This window comes from Sagittula sp. NFXS13 (assembly GCF_040148795.1).
Classification (GTDB): domain Bacteria; phylum Pseudomonadota; class Alphaproteobacteria; order Rhodobacterales; family Rhodobacteraceae; genus Sagittula; species Sagittula marina.
Genome location: NZ_JAGEMH010000004.1, coordinates 57,076 through 72,305, shown reverse-complemented (window position 1 = coordinate 72,305; position 15,230 = coordinate 57,076). Strand labels below are relative to the sequence as shown.

At 61.6% G+C, this 15,230-nt stretch carries 14 protein-coding genes; 6 read left to right on the top strand and 8 right to left on the bottom strand.

The features are described from left to right. Positions 1–23: 23 nt before the first annotated feature. Positions 24–1,232, top strand: coding sequence for a bifunctional alpha/beta hydrolase/OsmC family protein (locus J4E08_RS11145; protein WP_349538560.1), 1,209 nt, complete (start codon positions 24–26; stop codon positions 1,230–1,232). A gap of 414 nt (positions 1,233–1,646) precedes the next feature. Here J4E08_RS11145 and J4E08_RS11140 read toward each other — a convergent pair whose 3' ends face one another. Both J4E08_RS11140 and J4E08_RS11135 read right to left on the bottom strand, forming a co-directional pair. Further along, a complete protein-coding gene (locus tag J4E08_RS11140; protein ID WP_183967183.1) occupies positions 1,647–2,252 on the bottom strand; it encodes a biotin transporter BioY in 606 nt (201 codons plus the stop codon). A 204-nt stretch (positions 2,253–2,456) separates the two neighbouring features. Continuing rightward, entirely contained in the window at positions 2,457–2,816 is a 360-nt protein-coding gene (locus tag J4E08_RS11135; protein WP_349538559.1) for a hypothetical protein, read from the bottom strand. A 298-nt stretch (positions 2,817–3,114) separates the two neighbouring features. On the opposite strand from J4E08_RS11135, the gene J4E08_RS11130 reads away from it, so the two are divergent. After that, the gene (locus J4E08_RS11130; RefSeq protein WP_349538558.1) at positions 3,115–3,276 is read left to right on the top strand and encodes a hypothetical protein; all 162 of its coding nucleotides are present in this window, start codon (positions 3,115–3,117) and stop codon (positions 3,274–3,276) included. A 63-nt stretch (positions 3,277–3,339) separates the two neighbouring features. Here J4E08_RS11130 and J4E08_RS11125 read toward each other — a convergent pair whose 3' ends face one another. The 4 genes from J4E08_RS11125 to J4E08_RS11110 form a co-directional block, all read right to left on the bottom strand. After that, positions 3,340–4,785: an NAD(P)(+) transhydrogenase (Re/Si-specific) subunit beta gene (locus tag J4E08_RS11125; protein ID WP_349538557.1), complete on the bottom strand. Its 1,446-nt coding sequence runs from the start codon at positions 4,783–4,785 to the stop codon at positions 3,340–3,342. 15 nt (positions 4,786–4,800) lie between these two features. Beyond that, on the bottom strand, positions 4,801–6,375 hold the full coding sequence (locus tag J4E08_RS11120; RefSeq protein WP_183967180.1) for a Re/Si-specific NAD(P)(+) transhydrogenase subunit alpha: 1,575 nt from the start codon (positions 6,373–6,375) through the stop codon (positions 4,801–4,803). Between the two features lie 383 nt (positions 6,376–6,758). Next, positions 6,759–7,217 carry a methyltransferase family protein gene (locus J4E08_RS11115; protein ID WP_349538556.1) on the bottom strand — a complete coding sequence of 153 codons (459 nt, stop codon included), beginning with the start codon at positions 7,215–7,217 and terminating at the stop codon, positions 6,759–6,761. Between the two features lie 143 nt (positions 7,218–7,360). Then, complete coding sequence (locus J4E08_RS11110) at positions 7,361–8,308, bottom strand: MBL fold metallo-hydrolase (protein ID WP_349538555.1); 948 nt, start codon at positions 8,306–8,308, stop codon at positions 7,361–7,363. A gap of 117 nt (positions 8,309–8,425) precedes the next feature. Here J4E08_RS11110 and J4E08_RS11105 point away from each other — a divergent pair, with 117 nt between their 5' ends. The 4 genes from J4E08_RS11105 to J4E08_RS11090 all read left to right on the top strand — a co-directional run bounded on the left by J4E08_RS11105 (position 8,426) and on the right by J4E08_RS11090 (position 13,254). Beyond that, a complete protein-coding gene (locus J4E08_RS11105; RefSeq protein WP_349538553.1) occupies positions 8,426–9,175 on the top strand; it encodes an SDR family NAD(P)-dependent oxidoreductase in 750 nt (249 codons plus the stop codon). Between the two features lie 45 nt (positions 9,176–9,220). Further along, positions 9,221–10,411: a kynureninase gene (gene kynU / locus J4E08_RS11100; protein ID WP_349538552.1), complete on the top strand. Its 1,191-nt coding sequence runs from the start codon at positions 9,221–9,223 to the stop codon at positions 10,409–10,411. Positions 10,412–10,567: 156 nt separating this feature from the next. Beyond that, positions 10,568–11,023, top strand: a complete 456-nt coding sequence (locus J4E08_RS11095) for a (2Fe-2S)-binding protein (protein WP_349538551.1) — start codon at positions 10,568–10,570, stop codon at positions 11,021–11,023. After that, positions 11,023–13,254: a xanthine dehydrogenase family protein molybdopterin-binding subunit gene (locus tag J4E08_RS11090; protein ID WP_349538550.1), complete on the top strand. Its 2,232-nt coding sequence runs from the start codon at positions 11,023–11,025 to the stop codon at positions 13,252–13,254. Before J4E08_RS11095 ends, J4E08_RS11090 begins: the two co-directional genes overlap by 1 nt. Before the next feature lie 169 nt (positions 13,255–13,423). On the opposite strand, the gene J4E08_RS11085 is transcribed toward J4E08_RS11090, so the two are convergent. After that, entirely contained in the window at positions 13,424–14,296 is an 873-nt protein-coding gene (locus tag J4E08_RS11085) for a formate/nitrite transporter family protein (protein WP_349538549.1), read from the bottom strand. Between the two features lie 62 nt (positions 14,297–14,358). Beyond that, positions 14,359–15,138 carry a gamma-glutamyl-gamma-aminobutyrate hydrolase family protein gene (locus J4E08_RS11080; RefSeq protein WP_349538548.1) on the bottom strand — a complete coding sequence of 260 codons (780 nt, stop codon included), beginning with the start codon at positions 15,136–15,138 and terminating at the stop codon, positions 14,359–14,361. Between the last annotated feature and the right edge of the window lie 92 nt (positions 15,139–15,230).

The window sequence follows — 15,230 nt, the reverse complement described above, 5'->3', positions numbered from 1 at the left end:
ACAAGACACATCAAGGACACACCATGCCCAGCGAACGCATCACCTTTCCCGGCCACGCGGGTCATGCGCTGGCCGCTCGACTGGATATGCCACGCGGGCCGCATCTGGCCACGGCGCTTTTCGCCCATTGCTTCACCTGCGGCAAGGACATCCACGCAGCCCGCCGTATTGCCCAGCGGCTCGCCGCCATGGGGATCGCCGTGCTGCGCTTCGACTTCACCGGGCTGGGCCACAGTCAGGGCGAGTTCGCCAACACCACGCTCCGCTCGAACGTCGACGATATCGTGCAGGCTGCCAAATACCTCGACGGGCGCGATATGGCCCCCTCGTTACTGATTGGTCATTCTTTGGGCGGCGCTGCTGTTTTGCGCGCCGCCGGGCGAATCGCGGCCGCCAAGGCCGTGGTCACGATTGGCAGCCCGTTTGACCCCGACCATGTCACCCACACCTTCTCAGACGCATTGCCGCTGATCGCCGCCTCAGGAGAGGCGCAGGTGGATCTCGGCGGGCGTCCCTTCACCATCGGGCAGGCCTTTGTCGACGATCTGGCGCAGCACGACCTCGGCATGACGCTGGCCAATCTCGACCGTGCGCTGCTGGTGATGCATGCCCCCGGCGACACGGTCGTGGGTGTGTCCAACGCCACGCAAATCTTCATGGCTGCCAAACACCCCAAAAGCTTTGTCACGCTGGATGACGCCGACCACCTCGTCAGCCGTCCCGAAGATGCCGAATACGCCGCTGGGGTCATCGCGGCCTGGGCGCGACGGTACATCAACCTCACGCCGCCCGCCCCGCCCCCGGGTGCGCCGGAGGACGTCACCCGCGTGACCGAGGCAGATCCCCACGGCTTCCTTCAGGACGTGATGTCAGGTCCGCACCATCACGCCCTTGCTGACGAACCAGAGGCCTACGGCGGCACCAACCGTGGCATGTCGCCCTATGGCTTTGTGGCAGCGGGGCTCGGGGCATGCACCTCGATGACCATCCGCATGTACGCGAGGCGCAAAGGCTGGCCGCTTGAGAGCGTCTCCGTCGATGTCACCCACGACAAGGTCCACGCACAGGACGCCAGCGGCAGCGAGAGCCGCATTGATCGATTCACCCGGCATATCACCCTCAGTGGCGATCTCACGCAGGAGGAGCGCGCCCGCCTGATGGAAATCGCAGACCGCTGCCCGGTCCACCGCACGTTGGAAACCGGCGCACAGATTGACACGGAAATGACCTGAGGCCCTGACAACCGCGACGTGCAGGGAGAACTTGAAGCACGCTGGCCGATCGTCGCCATATCCCGACACGCATCCTTGCCTCATGCGACATTCTCAAGGCGCTCACCGGTGGCCACACATGCGTCTGGCCACCCCACACAGCTCAATGTCCATGCAGCGTCCTGTGATGAGGCCAGTCATCGCCCTGCGCACCGGGATCACTCACGCGGGACAGCCCGTCAGGATATGCGCTGCTGCAACCAATCAATCGGGTGTCCCACTGAGGTGAAAGCGAAAGCCTGCTAATCGGTACAATCCATGCGAGCACACCACATGACCGCACTGGCCGCCCCGAGTAAAACAGCAAAAAGGCCGGACCACCTGGGTCCGGCCTTTTCTTGAAACCGTAGGGCTGAACTCAACCCGTCTCCTGGCTCAGCCGCGTGCGCGGCCGACCAGCTTCCATGCCGCAGGCAGGATCAGGGCGGCCAGCGCCAGCTTGACTGCATCACCAATCAGAAACGGTGTCAGGCCCCACTCAAGGATGGGCTTGTCCCAACCGTACAGCATACCCAGCCAGATCAGGCCCGGCACATACAGGATCGCGTTGCCCAGCAGCATTGCGAAACCCATTTTGGGAGCCGAGCGATCCCAGCCGGCACGGGCCAAAACGCCCATTGCGGCAACGGCGATCACGTATCCAACCAGATAGCCGCCGGTGCTGCCCATCATGTAGTCGATGCCGTTGAGATCAGCGGTCGAGCTTTGGAAAATGTCGAACCCGATCATGCCGAGGATCATGTAGCCCATGATTGTCGTCAGACCGAGGCGCGGGCCGTAGGCGGCGCCAATGGTCAGCACGGCAAACGTGCCCATGTTCATCGCAACGGGCGAGCCGGGCACCGGAACTTTGATCTTGGCCAACACGACAAGCATCGCAATCCCAAGCACGACCAGCGCAGCTTGCTTCACGCGCAGGGCCGCACCTTCGGTCGCACCGAAAGTATCGACCAGCACGTCACGGTCAAAAGTAAGTGTCATGGGTTCCCCCTATCCTGTCGAAAATATTTGCTCGTTTGTGCCCGATGGTTGAACGCCTCGCAAGTATATTGCGCGAATGCACATGCAGAAAATATGCAAACTTGAACTTTGCAGATGCAAATATCACGTGGTGAAGGGGGGTTGATCTTTCCTGAGTGTCGAAGCACATCGCTGCCAAGGCCCAGCATCGACCGGATACAAATTTCAGAGCCGCGCTTCCAGCCAGACCTGCGCCTGCGTCAACGCAAAGTGCACCCGTGCGGCATCTCCGGCCCCCATGCGCGACCGCAAGAGAAACTGATACCACCGCAGATCCAATGTCTTCAACGCATCGAAGACCGCCATCATCCAGCGCTCGTCAAAGCTCCGGCTCTCATCGCCGGGCAGCGCAATTTCAATCGGCCTGTCCAGCGCCTTCTCCAGCTGTGCCCGCAACCGTGTCAGCGAATGCCCCTCTTCGGCGTACATCAACTCGTAACGCAGAATCTCCAGACGCGGGTCCGGCGCGCGCAGCTGAGGGAACTCGGCGGTCCAATGCGCCGCTGCGGTTTTGGGATGGGACATGGCACAGCCTCCTATTTCCGACAAAATTAATCAGATAAATTGTCAGCTGACAACCCATGCGATGCCGCGCGCATCACAAAAGAAATAAGCGCTCCCTCAGCCCCTGCGATTTGTAGTTGGATGAAAGTGAGGCTTCGCACCTTAGCGCCTGCATCGTCTTCTGCGACTCATACCTCTCTGTTGCGTACCTCCGGAGGTCCATGTTCGAACTGCACGACGCTACGGTCAAAAGATCGGGATCTGCGCCCGCGATGACGTCAATAATGGGCTCTCACGCATCCATAGTTCGCTGCTCAACATGATCGGCGAAAAGGCGGAATCAGGCGTCTTTCGGACCGAGGAAGAGATGCTTGAATGGATGAACCGCCCCGAGACGCGGTTTGACCAAATCGAAGAAACCGACAGCCTGAAGCTCATAGATATGAGCGATACCCCCACGTTCATCGCCGGAAAACATTAAGCCCCAAACGCAAAAGGCCCCGCCGTGTCCGGCGAGGCCCCCTGTCATGTGACCAAGGTCGGTTTAGTCGATCTTGGTCAGCAACTCGCCCACGGTCGCCTTCGCGTCGCCGTAGTACATGCGGGTGTTCTCCTTGAAGAACAGCGGGTTCTCGATACCGGAATAGCCGGTGCCCTGTCCACGCTTGGACACGAAGACCTGCTTGGCTTTCCAGACTTCCAGAACCGGCATCCCCGCGATGGGAGAGTTCGGATCGTCCTGTGCCGCCGGGTTCACGATGTCGTTGGAGCCGATGACAATGACAACATCCGTATCCGGGAAGTCGTCGTTGATCTCGTCCATCTCCATGACGATGTCGTAGGGCACTTTGGCTTCGGCCAGCAGCACGTTCATGTGCCCTGGCAGACGACCCGCAACCGGGTGGATCGCAAAGCGCACGTTCTTGCCTTTGGCGCGCAGCTTGCGCGTCAGTTCGGCCACGTTCTGCTGCGCCTGCGCCACGGCCATGCCGTAACCCGGCACGATCACAACGCTGTCGGCCTCGTCCAGAGCATTCGCCACACCGTCCGCGTCGATGGCGATCTGCTCGCCTTCAACTTCCATCGCCGGACCGGATGTGCCGCCGAAGCCGCCCAGGATCACAGAGATGAACGAGCGGTTCATCGCCTTACACATGATGTAGGACAGGATCGCACCGGAGGAGCCCACAAGCGCACCGACCACGATCAGCAGGTCGTTGCCCAGCGAGAAACCAATCGCCGCAGCCGCCCAGCCAGAGTAGCTGTTCAGCATCGAAACCACGACCGGCATGTCGGCGCCGCCGATGCCCATGATCAGGTGGTAGCCGATGAAGAACGCCAGCAAAGACATCACGAGCAGGGTCCAACCGCCGCCTGTGCTCATGTAAACGAGCAGCAGGATCACCGACAGGATTGCGGCCGTCGCGTTCAGCAGGTGACCGCCCGGCAGCTTTTTCGCGACCGAGGTCAGCTTGCCCGCCAGTTTGCCATAGGCCACCACAGAACCGGTGAAGGTCACCGCACCGATGAAGACACCGAGGAAAACCTCGACCTTCAGGATGTTCAGCTCAACCGGAGACTTGTGCGCCACAGTGGCCGAGAAGCCCTTGAGCGCCGCGATGGCCGCTTCGTCGCCTGCTTGGTGCAGCGCCTGGATGTTGTTCATCACCAGCTCAGCGTTGTAGCCGACAAAGACCGCCGCCAAACCAACCAGCGCGTGCATGCCGGCGACCAGTTCCGGCATCTGGGTCATCTCGACCCGCGAGGCCAGCAGGTAGCCAATCACACCGCCAGCGGCGATGAGGATGATCGACAGGACCCACAGGCCAGAGCCGGGTCCGATCAGGGTTGCAAAGACCGCCAGCGCCATGCCGACGATACCGTACCAGACCGCGCGCTTTGCACTCTCTTGACCGGACAGACCGCCCAGCGAGAGGATGAAGAGCACGGCCGCGACCACATAGGCCGCCGTGGTAAATCCGAATTCCATTGTTCTATGTCCCCCTTACGACTTCTGGAACATGGCGAGCATGCGCCGTGTCACGAGGAAGCCACCGAAGATGTTGATACCGGCGAAGAAGACGGAAATCGCAGCCAGCAGCACCACGAGGAAGCCGCCACCCGATCCGATTTGCGTCAGCGCACCGAGAATGATGATCGAAGAAATCGCGTTGGTCACAGCCATCAGCGGGGTGTGCAGCGAATGCGACACGTTCCAGATGACCTGGAACCCGATGAAGACGGACAGAACGAAGACGATGAAGTGCTGCATGAACGAGGCCGGGGCCACGAGGCCGATGGCCAGCAAGATGGCGGCACCGACGACCAGCAAGGTCACCTGCTGCTTGGTCTGCGCCTTGAAGGCGGCAACCTCGTTGGCGCGCTTTTCTTCGGGCGTCAGTTCCTTGGGCTTCTCTTTTTTCTGCGCCGCGATGGCTGCCACTTTAGGCGGCGGCGGTGGGAAGGTGATTTCACCCTGATGCGTTACGGTTGCGCCGCGAATGACATCATCGTCCATGTTATGGTTGATCTGACCGTCCTTCTCGGGCGTCAGGTCGGTCATCATGTGACGGATGTTGGTCGCATACAGCGTGGAGGCCTGCGTCGCCATCCGGGAGGGGAAGTCCGTGTAGCCGACAATGGTCACGCCATTGTCCGTCACAATCTTCTCGTCCTTGACGGTCAGCTTGCAGTTGCCGCCCTTCTCCGCTGCGAGGTCGACGATGACCGATCCCGGCTTCATGGCCTTGACCATGTCCTCGGTCCACAGCTCGGGCGCTTCGCGGTTGGGGATCAGCGCCGTGGTGATGACGATGTCCACCTCCGGAGCCAGTTCACGGAACTTGGCCAGCTGCGCTTCGCGGAACTCAGGGGAGGACACAGAGGCATAGCCACCGGTCGCCGCGCCGTCTTGCTGTTCCTCTTCGAAGTCGAGGTAGACGAATTCCGCGCCCATGGATTCGACCTGCTCGGCCACTTCGGGCCGCACGTCAAAAGCGTAGGTGATCGCGCCAAGCGAAGTCGACGTTCCGATCGCCGCAAGCCCTGCAACGCCCGCACCGACAACCAGCACCTTGGCCGGGGGCACCTTGCCCGCTGCTGTGATCTGGCCGGTGAAGAAGCGTCCAAAGTTGTTGCTTGCTTCGATGACACCACGGTAGCCCGCGATGTTGGCCATCGACGACAACGCGTCCATCTTCTGCGCACGGCTGATGCGCGGCACCATTTCCATGGCGATGACGTTGGCGCCTTTTTCCTTGGCCTTGTTCAGGCCTTCCTCGTTCCCGCCGGGATTGAAGAATGTAATCAGCGTCTTGTCCGCGCTGAGGTAGTCCAGTTCGTCCAGCGTGGGAATGCGGACCTTGGCGATGATGTCGGACTGGGCCCACAGTTCATCGGCGCTGTTCACGATTGTCACGCCCGCGTCGCGGTATTTCTCGTCCGAGAACTCCGCCTTTGCGCCTGCGCCGGATTCAATGAGGCACTCATAACCCAGCTTCTGCAAGGCCAGCGCCGAGTCGGGCGTCATCGCCACCCGGTTCTCGCCGGCCTCGACCTCTTTTGGTGTCCCGATTTTCACGTTTCTCTTCCCCCTTATTCAGGAATTCTTGACCGCAGAGCGGTCGTTCCGCCCATGACATTACCACGATACAGGGAAGGGTCTACAGACCTGACCTATCTCCTGACACATGTATCTGGCGCTTCTAGACCACAGGTTGACGGAAAGTTAAAGCCATCCTCTCGTTTGTTGCGCAAAATATACTCATACGGCAACAAACTTGCGCGCACCCGGGGAGGGCTCAGGTCACCTCGGATGCGCGACAACGATACATAAGTTGGCACGCAAACATTCGGGGCTCGGAATTTATACGCCTTATCAAAGCGTAAGCCTGTCTCTTGATCTGCGGGACGGATCAAGGCCCCGGTCAGCCCGGCGGCTCGATGCCAAGAGGGCGGCGGCGGTCAGATCCAGCGGCGGGTGTCTTTCTCGTAGCGGGTGAAATCTCGCGGGAAACGGTGCCTCAAGCCTCGCTCCTCGGACAGGATAAACCGCGTCTCGATCACCCAGACAAAGATCGGGATCAGGGGCAATGCCAGCACCGCGTCCCAGTACAGGATCAGGCCAGTCAGGATCAGCACGTCCCCCAGATAGATCGGGTTGCGGGACCGCTTGAATATACCGGAGGTGACCAGGCGCGACGCCTGACGGTTGGGGACAACGGTGGTGCGGTGGCGTCGCATCTCAAAAATGGCAAGTGCGGCGAGGATGATGCCGCCGCCCACAAGAAGCCCGCCAATCAGGTCCGCCCAAACAGGTCCAAAGCTGCCGACGGGGTACACGGTCGGTTGCAGCCACGCCAGCAACAGCGCACCCGCGAACCAGACCTGAGGCCAATCGGGAAACCCGTCCAACTGCTTCATCGCTCTGCCTTTCTTCGTCACTCAGGTCAGGAAGGGATGCGCCAACTGCACAAATCCCCTGCCCCATCGCAATCAGCAATGGCGTCGGCCCGCAAGACGAACTTCGTAAGAAATACCTCGGTAAACTTATTCAATCAGCCGTTTTATTCCCATTCCATTTCTTCAAAGACCCGGCCTGCGTTTTTTGTGGCCAGTTCCTCGAAGGTGTCCAGATGCGCCCAGCGCGCCTGATCGACGTAAAAAGCGCCGGCAAGATCGCCGCCTTCATCAATATGCGCGCCAATCTGGTCTCGCAAATCCCGCAGATAGCCAACGGTGCCTTCGGTCACGGCGGCCATATTCGTCGGGTGGCCGTGGCCGGGGATCACATAGATCGCGCCAAGGTCGGTGAATGGCCCCTCAAAAGTCTCGATCCAGCACCCGGTGCAGGTGTCGGCAAAAATCGGCGGCATCCGCTCGTGAAAGGCAATGTCGCCTGCGATCACGACATCCCCCTGTGGTATCCAGACTTGGGTGTCGCCGGGCCCATGCGCGGGGCCAAGATGCAGCACGTCCAGCGTGACATCACCCATCTCGATGACCTTTCGGTCGTCGAACGACAGGTTCGGCACGGCGACGGTGGTGCCTTCAGCCTTGTCTTGATTGTAGCGTTGCATCCCTTGCAGGATGAAATCGCCGTTTTCCTCGATCTCTGCGATGGCCTCGGCATGGGCCAGCACATCAACCCCGAGCGCGCGCCAGTAGGCGTTGCCCAGTATGGCATGTCCCTGCCCGTTCTCGTTGATGACCAGCTTGACCGGCTGGTCGGTGACCGCCTTGATCTCGTCATGCAGCGCCTCGGCCAGTCGCACGGAGGCCCCGCCGTTGATGACCACGACCCCGTCACCGGTCACGACAAAGGACAGGTTGTTGTTGTGGCCCGCGTTTTCATAGGTCGGCGGGGCGGTCGCGCCGATGGCAGACCAGACGCCGGGGATGAACTCCACCGGCTTGTTGTAGAGTTCTGACTGCGGATATTTGTCCGCGATGTCCTCATGCGCCGTGGCCATGCCAGCCAACAGCGCCAATACGCCTGCCAATGCGATCCTCATCACGCGATCCTCCTCTACCATTCATAAACATTCACATGTGTGCATTCAAAAGCCAAGCGTCATCGGCTTGTCCCCGCGCCTTGGACCGGTACAGTTTGGCGCAAAGGGGAGGACACCATGCTGACAGGGAAACACGCGCTGGTCACAGGCGGTGGCACAGGGATTGGATTGGCCATCGCCCGTGCGCTGGCCAAACAGGGGGCAAAGGTTACGATCACCGGTCGCCGGTTGGACACGCTGGAGGCCGTGGCAGGCGATGGTCTTCACCCGCTGCGCATGGATGTGCAGGACGAGGCATCGGTCACGGATGGCATCGCAGCGGCCGTCGCCGCCCGTGGTCCCATCCAGATCTGCGTGCCCAATGCGGGCCTCGCCGAAGGGCGCGCCCTCATGAAGACCGACATGGATTTCTGGCGCAACATGATGGCGACGAACGTGGATGGCGCCTTCCTGACGATCCGCGAATCGTTGAAGTCCATGACCACCACCGACTGGGGCCGGGTGATTGCCGTATCCTCGATCGCGGGGCTGAAGGGGCTGAAAGGCGCGCCGACCTACACCGCGTCGAAACACGCCATGATCGGGTTGATCCGGGGGCTGGCGGCGGATTTTGCAGGCAAGCCCTACACGTTCAATGCGCTTTGCCCGGCTTATGTGGACACCGAAATTGTCAGCCGCAACATCACCTCCATCATGCAGCGCACCGGCATGGACGAGGCTGCCGCGCGCGATCTGATGGTCGGGGTGAACCCGCATGGTCGGCTGATCACGCCCGAGGAGGTGGCCGAGGCTGCGCTGTTTTTGTGTGGCGAAAATTCCGGCAGCATGAACGGTCAGGCACTTCAGATTGCTGGCGGTGAAATGTAACTCTGGGCACTGCGTGGCCTCAACCACGCGCCAAAAGGACACTTTATGACTGATTTTTCCCAAACCCGCGCCTTGTTCGACCTGCCTGCGGGGGTGACATATCTGGACGGCAACTCGCTTGGCCCCCTGCCCCGCGCGACGGCGGCCCGAGTGGCGCAAACCGTGCAGGACGAATGGGGCGCGCATCTGATTTCGGCGTGGAACGCCTGTGGCTGGATGGCCAAGCCGCGCGCCTTGGGCGACCGCATCGGCGCGTTGATCGGCGCAGAACCCGGCCACACGGTGATCGGTGACACGCTGTCGATCAAGGTGTTTCAGGCGCTCGCCGCTGCGCTGAAGCTGAACCCGGATCGACGATTGATCCTGTCAGACACCGGCAACTTTCCGACCGACCTGTATATGGCCGAAGGGCTGCTGAAGCTGCTGCCAGAGGGCTATGAGCTGCGCACAGTCGCCCCCGAGGAAGTGGCCAGCGCCATCACCGAGGAGGTCGCCGTGATGATGATCACCGAGGTGGATTACCGCACGGGCCGCCGCCACGACATGCAGGCGCTGACGCAACTGGCCCATGACAAGGGCGCGCTGACCATCTGGGATCTGGCACATTCCGCCGGGGCCTTTCCGGTCCATCTGGCGGACTGCGGCGCGGATTTCGCTGTGGGCTGCACCTACAAATATCTCAACGCAGGCCCCGGTGCGCCGGCCTTTATCTACGTCGCGCCAAAGCACGCGGCAGAGGCGGAACCTGCGTTGGCGGGCTGGCTGGGACACAAGGCGCCCTTTGCCTTTGACCTTGGCTACACGGCGGGGGATGGCATCGACCGGATGCGCGTCGGCACGCCTCCGGTGATCCAGATGGCCGCGTTGGAGGCCGCCTTGGACATCTGGGAGACGGTGGACCTCGACGCGCTGCGCGCCCGGTCACTGGAGCTTGCCGACCGGTTTATCGCCAAGGTGGAGGCCACGACAGATCTGACGCTGGCCACGCCCCGCGCGCCACGGGATCGTGGCAGTCAGGTGTCGTTTCGCCATCCGGAGGGCTACGCCATCATGCAGGCGCTGATCGCGCGCGGCGTGATCGGTGACTTTCGCGCGCCGGATATCCTGCGGTTCGGCATCACGCCGCTGTACCTGTCGGAGACAGAGATCGACCACGCGGCCGAGGTGCTGGCCGATATTCTGGCCACCAACGCATGGAATGCCCCCGAATACAAAGAACGCAAGGCCGTGACGTAGGCTGCGAAGCCGCATTCCACGACGCCCGGCGCTTGACCTTCGGGCACAACAGCGCATCATCCAGATAAATCCGCGCATTCGGCTGACAACCTCCGCCGAATGCACCACAAAGGACGCAAACCGGCCATACGGGCCGTTCGCGACAAGGAGATCCCCATGGCCTACACCCTCACGGTCAACGGCACGACACACGAGGTCGATTTGCCCGGCGAGGTGCCCCTTTTGTGGGTGCTGCGTGACCAGTTGAACCTGACCGGCACAAAATATGGCTGCGGTGTCGCGTCTTGCGGAGCCTGCATCGTACAAGTGGATGGCCAGGCGCAGCGCTCCTGCGTGTTGCGGCTCGAGGATGTGGACGGCGAAGTGACAACCATCGAAGGTCTGGGCCAGCCAGACACGCTTCATGCGCTGCAACAGGCCTGGATCGACCATCAGGTGCCACAATGCGGCTACTGCCAGTCGGGCCAGATCATGCAGGCCGCAAGCCTTCTGGCCGAACTGCCCAGCCCCAGCGATGAGGATATCGACAACGCCATGGCCGGAAACCTCTGCCGCTGCGGCACCTACCCGCGCATCCGTGCTGCGATCAAATCCGTGGCGGAGGGCGTCTGATGGCTTCTGCTGGTAAAATCCTGCGCCGTACCTTCCTGATCGGCACCGCCGTTGTCGTGGGCGGCGCGGCCTTTGGCGCGTGGGTGGTGGCAAAACCTGCCCCCAACCCCCTGAAGCCAGCGGAGGGTGAAACCGCGCTGAACCCCTTTGTGGTGATCGACGGCGAGGGGATCACGCTTGTCTCCCCCCGTGCGGAAATGGGCCAGGGCACGGAAACCACGTGGGCCGCTCTGATCGCCGAGGAACTGGATGTCACCCTCGATCAGGTGCGCATCATTCACGGGCCACCCGCGAAAGCCTACTACAACCATGCCCTGGTCGGCGAGGCGATGGCGGGCTACGATGCCTCCTCCATCGAACGCTCCATGGGTGAACTGATGGGCCATCTGGGCAAGGTCTTCTCCATGCAGGTCACCGGCGGCTCCACCGCCATGAAAGACGGCTTTGAGCGGATGCGTGTTGTCGGCGCCGCCACACGGGAAATGCTCGTGGCGGCCGCCGCCAAACGGCTAGATGTATCTGCCGCGGAGCTGGTCACAGACAAAGGCCAAGTCATTGCCCCCGATGGCACCAAGATCGCCTATACCGCGCTGGCCGAAGATGCCGCCGAGATGGAACCGCCCCGCGTTGAATTGCGCCAGCCCGAGGAGTGGAAAATCCTTGGCACGAAATTCCGGCGCACCGACATTCCGGCGAAATCCACCGGCACCGCGACCTTTGCCATCGACACCCGCCTGCCCGGCCAGCGCTTTGCCGCGCTGCGCCTGTCCCCCACCCGCGCGGGCATCAAATCGTTCGACGCCTTCGAGGTCAGCCGCATGCCCGGTGTCGAAAAGGTCGTGGACCTTGGCGACGGGTTGGCCGTGGTGGCCAACAACACTTGGATCGCCCAGCGCGCGGTGAACGAGATCCCGGTCACATGGGAAGACGCCGCTTATCTGCCCAGCGACGCCGCCATATCCGAGGCGCTCGAAGCCGGTTTCGAGCTGGCCGCGGATTCCATGTTGCGTGACGACGGCGACGTGTCGACCCTGCCCATGGGCACAAAGCGGATCGAGGCAGCGTACTCTGTCCCGTTCCTGGCCCACGCCACCATGGAGCCGCAGTCCGCGAATGCGTGGTTCGATGGCGGCAAGCTGAAGGTCTGGACCGGCTCGCAGATGCCGACCTTTGCCCTGCGCGTCGCTGCCGAAGAAGCCGGGCTGGATGAGGCCGATGTGGAATTCAACGTCACCTACCTCGGCGGCGGCTTTGGGCGGCGCGGCGAGGTGGACTTTACCCGCTATGCCACACGCATCGCCAAGGAGATGCCCGGCACCCCCGTTTTGCTGACCTATTCGCGCGAAGAGGACATGACCCAGGACTTCTACCGCCCGGCGGCCAAGGCGCGCTTTGCCGGGGCGGTCAAGGATGGCAAGGCGGTGATGCTGGATGCGCAGGTGTCCTCGGCCCCGGTGATCGGTCCGGCGCTGGACCGCGCGGCGGGCTTTTCCCCCGGTGGCCCGGATGCGGCCATCACCGAAGGCACAGCGAACCAGCCCTACGCCATCCCGAATTACCGGGCGCGCGGGTATGCGGTGCCGGACCTTCCGCCGGTGGGCTTCTGGCGGTCCGTGGGCAATTCGCTGAACGGCTTTTTCATGGAAAGTTTCATGGATGAGATGGCCGTGGCCGCAGGGGTCGATCCGCTGCAATTCCGCATGGACCTGACGCGCGACGAATTCCTGCCCGCGTGGGAAGTGCTGAACACGGTCAAGCAGATGTCCGGCTGGACCGGTGAAACGCCGGACGGTGTCGGGCGCGGTGTGGCCATGTGCTACAGCTTTGGCACGCCGGTCGCGATGGTAATCGAAGTGGCCGATCAGGACGGCGCGGTGAAAATCACCAAGGCGTGGATCGCCGCCGACCCCGGTGTCGCGCTGAACCCCGACAACATCAAGGCGCAGCTTGTTGGCGCTATGGTCTATGGCCTGTCAGCCGCGATCAGCGAAGAGATCACCTTCGCCGATGGGGCGGTGCAGCAAAAGAACTTCCCTGACTACGAGCCGCTGCGGATCACCCAGATGCCGGAGACCAAGGTCAGCATACTTGAGGTGCAGGATCATTTGGGCGGTATTGGCGAAGTGGCCACGCCCCCGGCAGCGCCTGCCCTGGCAAATGCGCTGTATGACTTGCGCGGCGAACGCTATCGCAGTCTGCCGCTGAAAAAGCATGTCGATTTCAAGATCTGACAGATCGCTTCGACAGATACAAAGCACGCTCGCCCCATTCGGGGCGAGCGTTTGCTTTTTGGCCAGAAACATCGCGGAAAAGACGTCTCTGCGCTGCCCTCAGACAGATTTGGGAAGCGTTTTTTCGTACATGAAACGCTGGTTTACCAGTGAATGAGCCGCCCCTTGGTCAGGGTTTGATGACCTCGTTTTTCACCTGCCCCCAGACCAGCAGCGTAAAGACGGCCGTACCACCGGCGACATTGCCCGCCAGCACCGGAATGAAGAACCGCCAGATCGCCTCTCCCACACCCATCTGGCCGAACCAGACGAGAACGCCAGCCTCCACCGATCCGGCGATGACGTGGGCAAACCCTGCTGCCGACATCAGCCATGTCATCACAAGCACCACCCAGAACGCATTGCTTTGGGCTGCGGGGATGATCCAGACGACTGCGGCGATGATGATTCCCGCGGGGATGGCGCGAAAGAAGTTTTCGCCGAAACTGCCGTCCGTGGCATGTCTGGACACGGCCAGCAGACTTTCGGTCATGTGTGCGGGCAAGAAGTGCGGCATATACAGGAAACCGCTGGCGATGATGGTTCCGACGATATTTGCCGCCAGCACGATGGTCCACAACCGCAGCATCCGATTCAGGCACGTCAAGGATTGATCCGCCACCAAAGGCAAAACCGTCGTGATCGTGTTCTCGGTGAAAAGCTGCATCCGGCCAAAGATGACGACCATGAAACCGACGGAATAACCCAGGGCTTCGATCAGGATGGTCCATTCGGCATCGGGCAAATGCGATTTCAGAACCGTCTGCGCGATCACCGACAAGCTGATGAGGATGCCCGCCGCCACGCCTGACCAGATCAGCGACACCGTGGGGCGCGCCAGTTCCTCGCGCCCATCACGACGAATGACCTCGTAAATCAGGCGGGCCGACAGCCGGGATGCCTGCGTGACAGAGGTTTCCTCTGATGGTTCGCGAACCGCGTCTGACTCGGCGGGGTCTTTTTGCTGTAAATGGATGTCTTGGGGAGCGTTTTGATCGTTCATCTAGCCTGAACCTTTGACCCGCCGAATGGTTCCCCAGCTAAAATTAACGTCACACGAACGGGTTATGCCGTGCGCAGCAAGCCACCCGCACGGCGCACGCGAGACCAGTCATGGACCGCCTCCCCAAATGCGGTGAACAGCGGGCGCGAGACCGGGTCGTTGGCCGCATCCCACTCGGGGTGCCACTGCACAGACATGGTAAATCCTTTCGCCCCGTCGACATATATCGCTTCCGGAGTGCCGTCGGGCGCGACGCCCTCCACCACGATGCGTTGGCCGGGCTCTTTGATCCCCTGACCGTGAAGAGTATTTGTCATGACCTCCGGCGCGCCGAACAATTTGTGGAATTTTCCGCCCTCGGTGAGCGTCACCTTGTGGCGCAGGGCGAATTTCTCCTCCAGCGTGCCGTCCGGGGGCATACGGTGGTTCATCCGCCCCGGCAGGTCGCGTATTTCCGGGTAAAGCGTACCGCCCATGGCGACGTTGACCTCCTGGAAACCCCGGCAGATGCCAAAGAACGGCTGGCCGCGTTCCACGCAGGCCCGCACAAGCGGCAGCGCGATGGCATCGCGGGCGCGGTCGTGATCCCCATGCGCCTCTGTCCAGTTCTCTCCGTATTCCTCGGGGTGGACATTGGGGCGTCCGCCGGTCAGCAGGAATCCATCGCAAGTCTCCAGCAATTCGTCGACCGAAACCAGCCGAGGGTCGGCGGGGATCAGCAGCGGGATGCAATTCGACACGCAGGCCACCGCCTCCGAGTTCATCGTTCCGCCCGCGTGCGCCGGGTACTGGTCATTGATGAGATGGGAATTGCCGATGATGCCGACGATGGGCCGCGTCATGTGAAAAAGCTCCTTGTTTGCAAGATATATAGTCCAAGATCTTTGCAAGAAAAAGGTGAACGCCGCACGAGCCCCCCTGCGCCAGCGCGCAA

What these genes read in the sequence shown, in the direction of transcription:
- J4E08_RS11145 (WP_349538560.1), top strand. Translation starts at nt 24, where the DNA reads ATGCCCAGCGAACGCATCACCTTTCCCGGCCACGCGGGTCATGCGCTG.
- J4E08_RS11140 (WP_183967183.1), bottom strand. Translation starts at nt 2,252, where the DNA reads ATGACACTTACTTTTGACCGTGACGTGCTGGTCGATACTTTCGGTGCG.
- J4E08_RS11135 (WP_349538559.1), bottom strand. Translation starts at nt 2,816, where the DNA reads ATGTCCCATCCCAAAACCGCAGCGGCGCATTGGACCGCCGAGTTCCCT.
- J4E08_RS11130 (WP_349538558.1), top strand. Translation starts at nt 3,115, where the DNA reads ATGATCGGCGAAAAGGCGGAATCAGGCGTCTTTCGGACCGAGGAAGAG.
- J4E08_RS11125 (WP_349538557.1), bottom strand. Translation starts at nt 4,785, where the DNA reads ATGGAATTCGGATTTACCACGGCGGCCTATGTGGTCGCGGCCGTGCTC.
- J4E08_RS11115 (WP_349538556.1), bottom strand. Translation starts at nt 7,217, where the DNA reads ATGAAGCAGTTGGACGGGTTTCCCGATTGGCCTCAGGTCTGGTTCGCG.
- J4E08_RS11110 (WP_349538555.1), bottom strand. Translation starts at nt 8,308, where the DNA reads ATGAGGATCGCATTGGCAGGCGTATTGGCGCTGTTGGCTGGCATGGCC.
- J4E08_RS11105 (WP_349538553.1), top strand. Translation starts at nt 8,426, where the DNA reads ATGCTGACAGGGAAACACGCGCTGGTCACAGGCGGTGGCACAGGGATT.
- kynU (WP_349538552.1), top strand. Translation starts at nt 9,221, where the DNA reads ATGACTGATTTTTCCCAAACCCGCGCCTTGTTCGACCTGCCTGCGGGG.
- J4E08_RS11095 (WP_349538551.1), top strand. Translation starts at nt 10,568, where the DNA reads ATGGCCTACACCCTCACGGTCAACGGCACGACACACGAGGTCGATTTG.
- J4E08_RS11090 (WP_349538550.1), top strand. Translation starts at nt 11,023, where the DNA reads ATGGCTTCTGCTGGTAAAATCCTGCGCCGTACCTTCCTGATCGGCACC.
- J4E08_RS11085 (WP_349538549.1), bottom strand. Translation starts at nt 14,296, where the DNA reads ATGAACGATCAAAACGCTCCCCAAGACATCCATTTACAGCAAAAAGAC.
- J4E08_RS11080 (WP_349538548.1), bottom strand. Translation starts at nt 15,138, where the DNA reads ATGACGCGGCCCATCGTCGGCATCATCGGCAATTCCCATCTCATCAAT.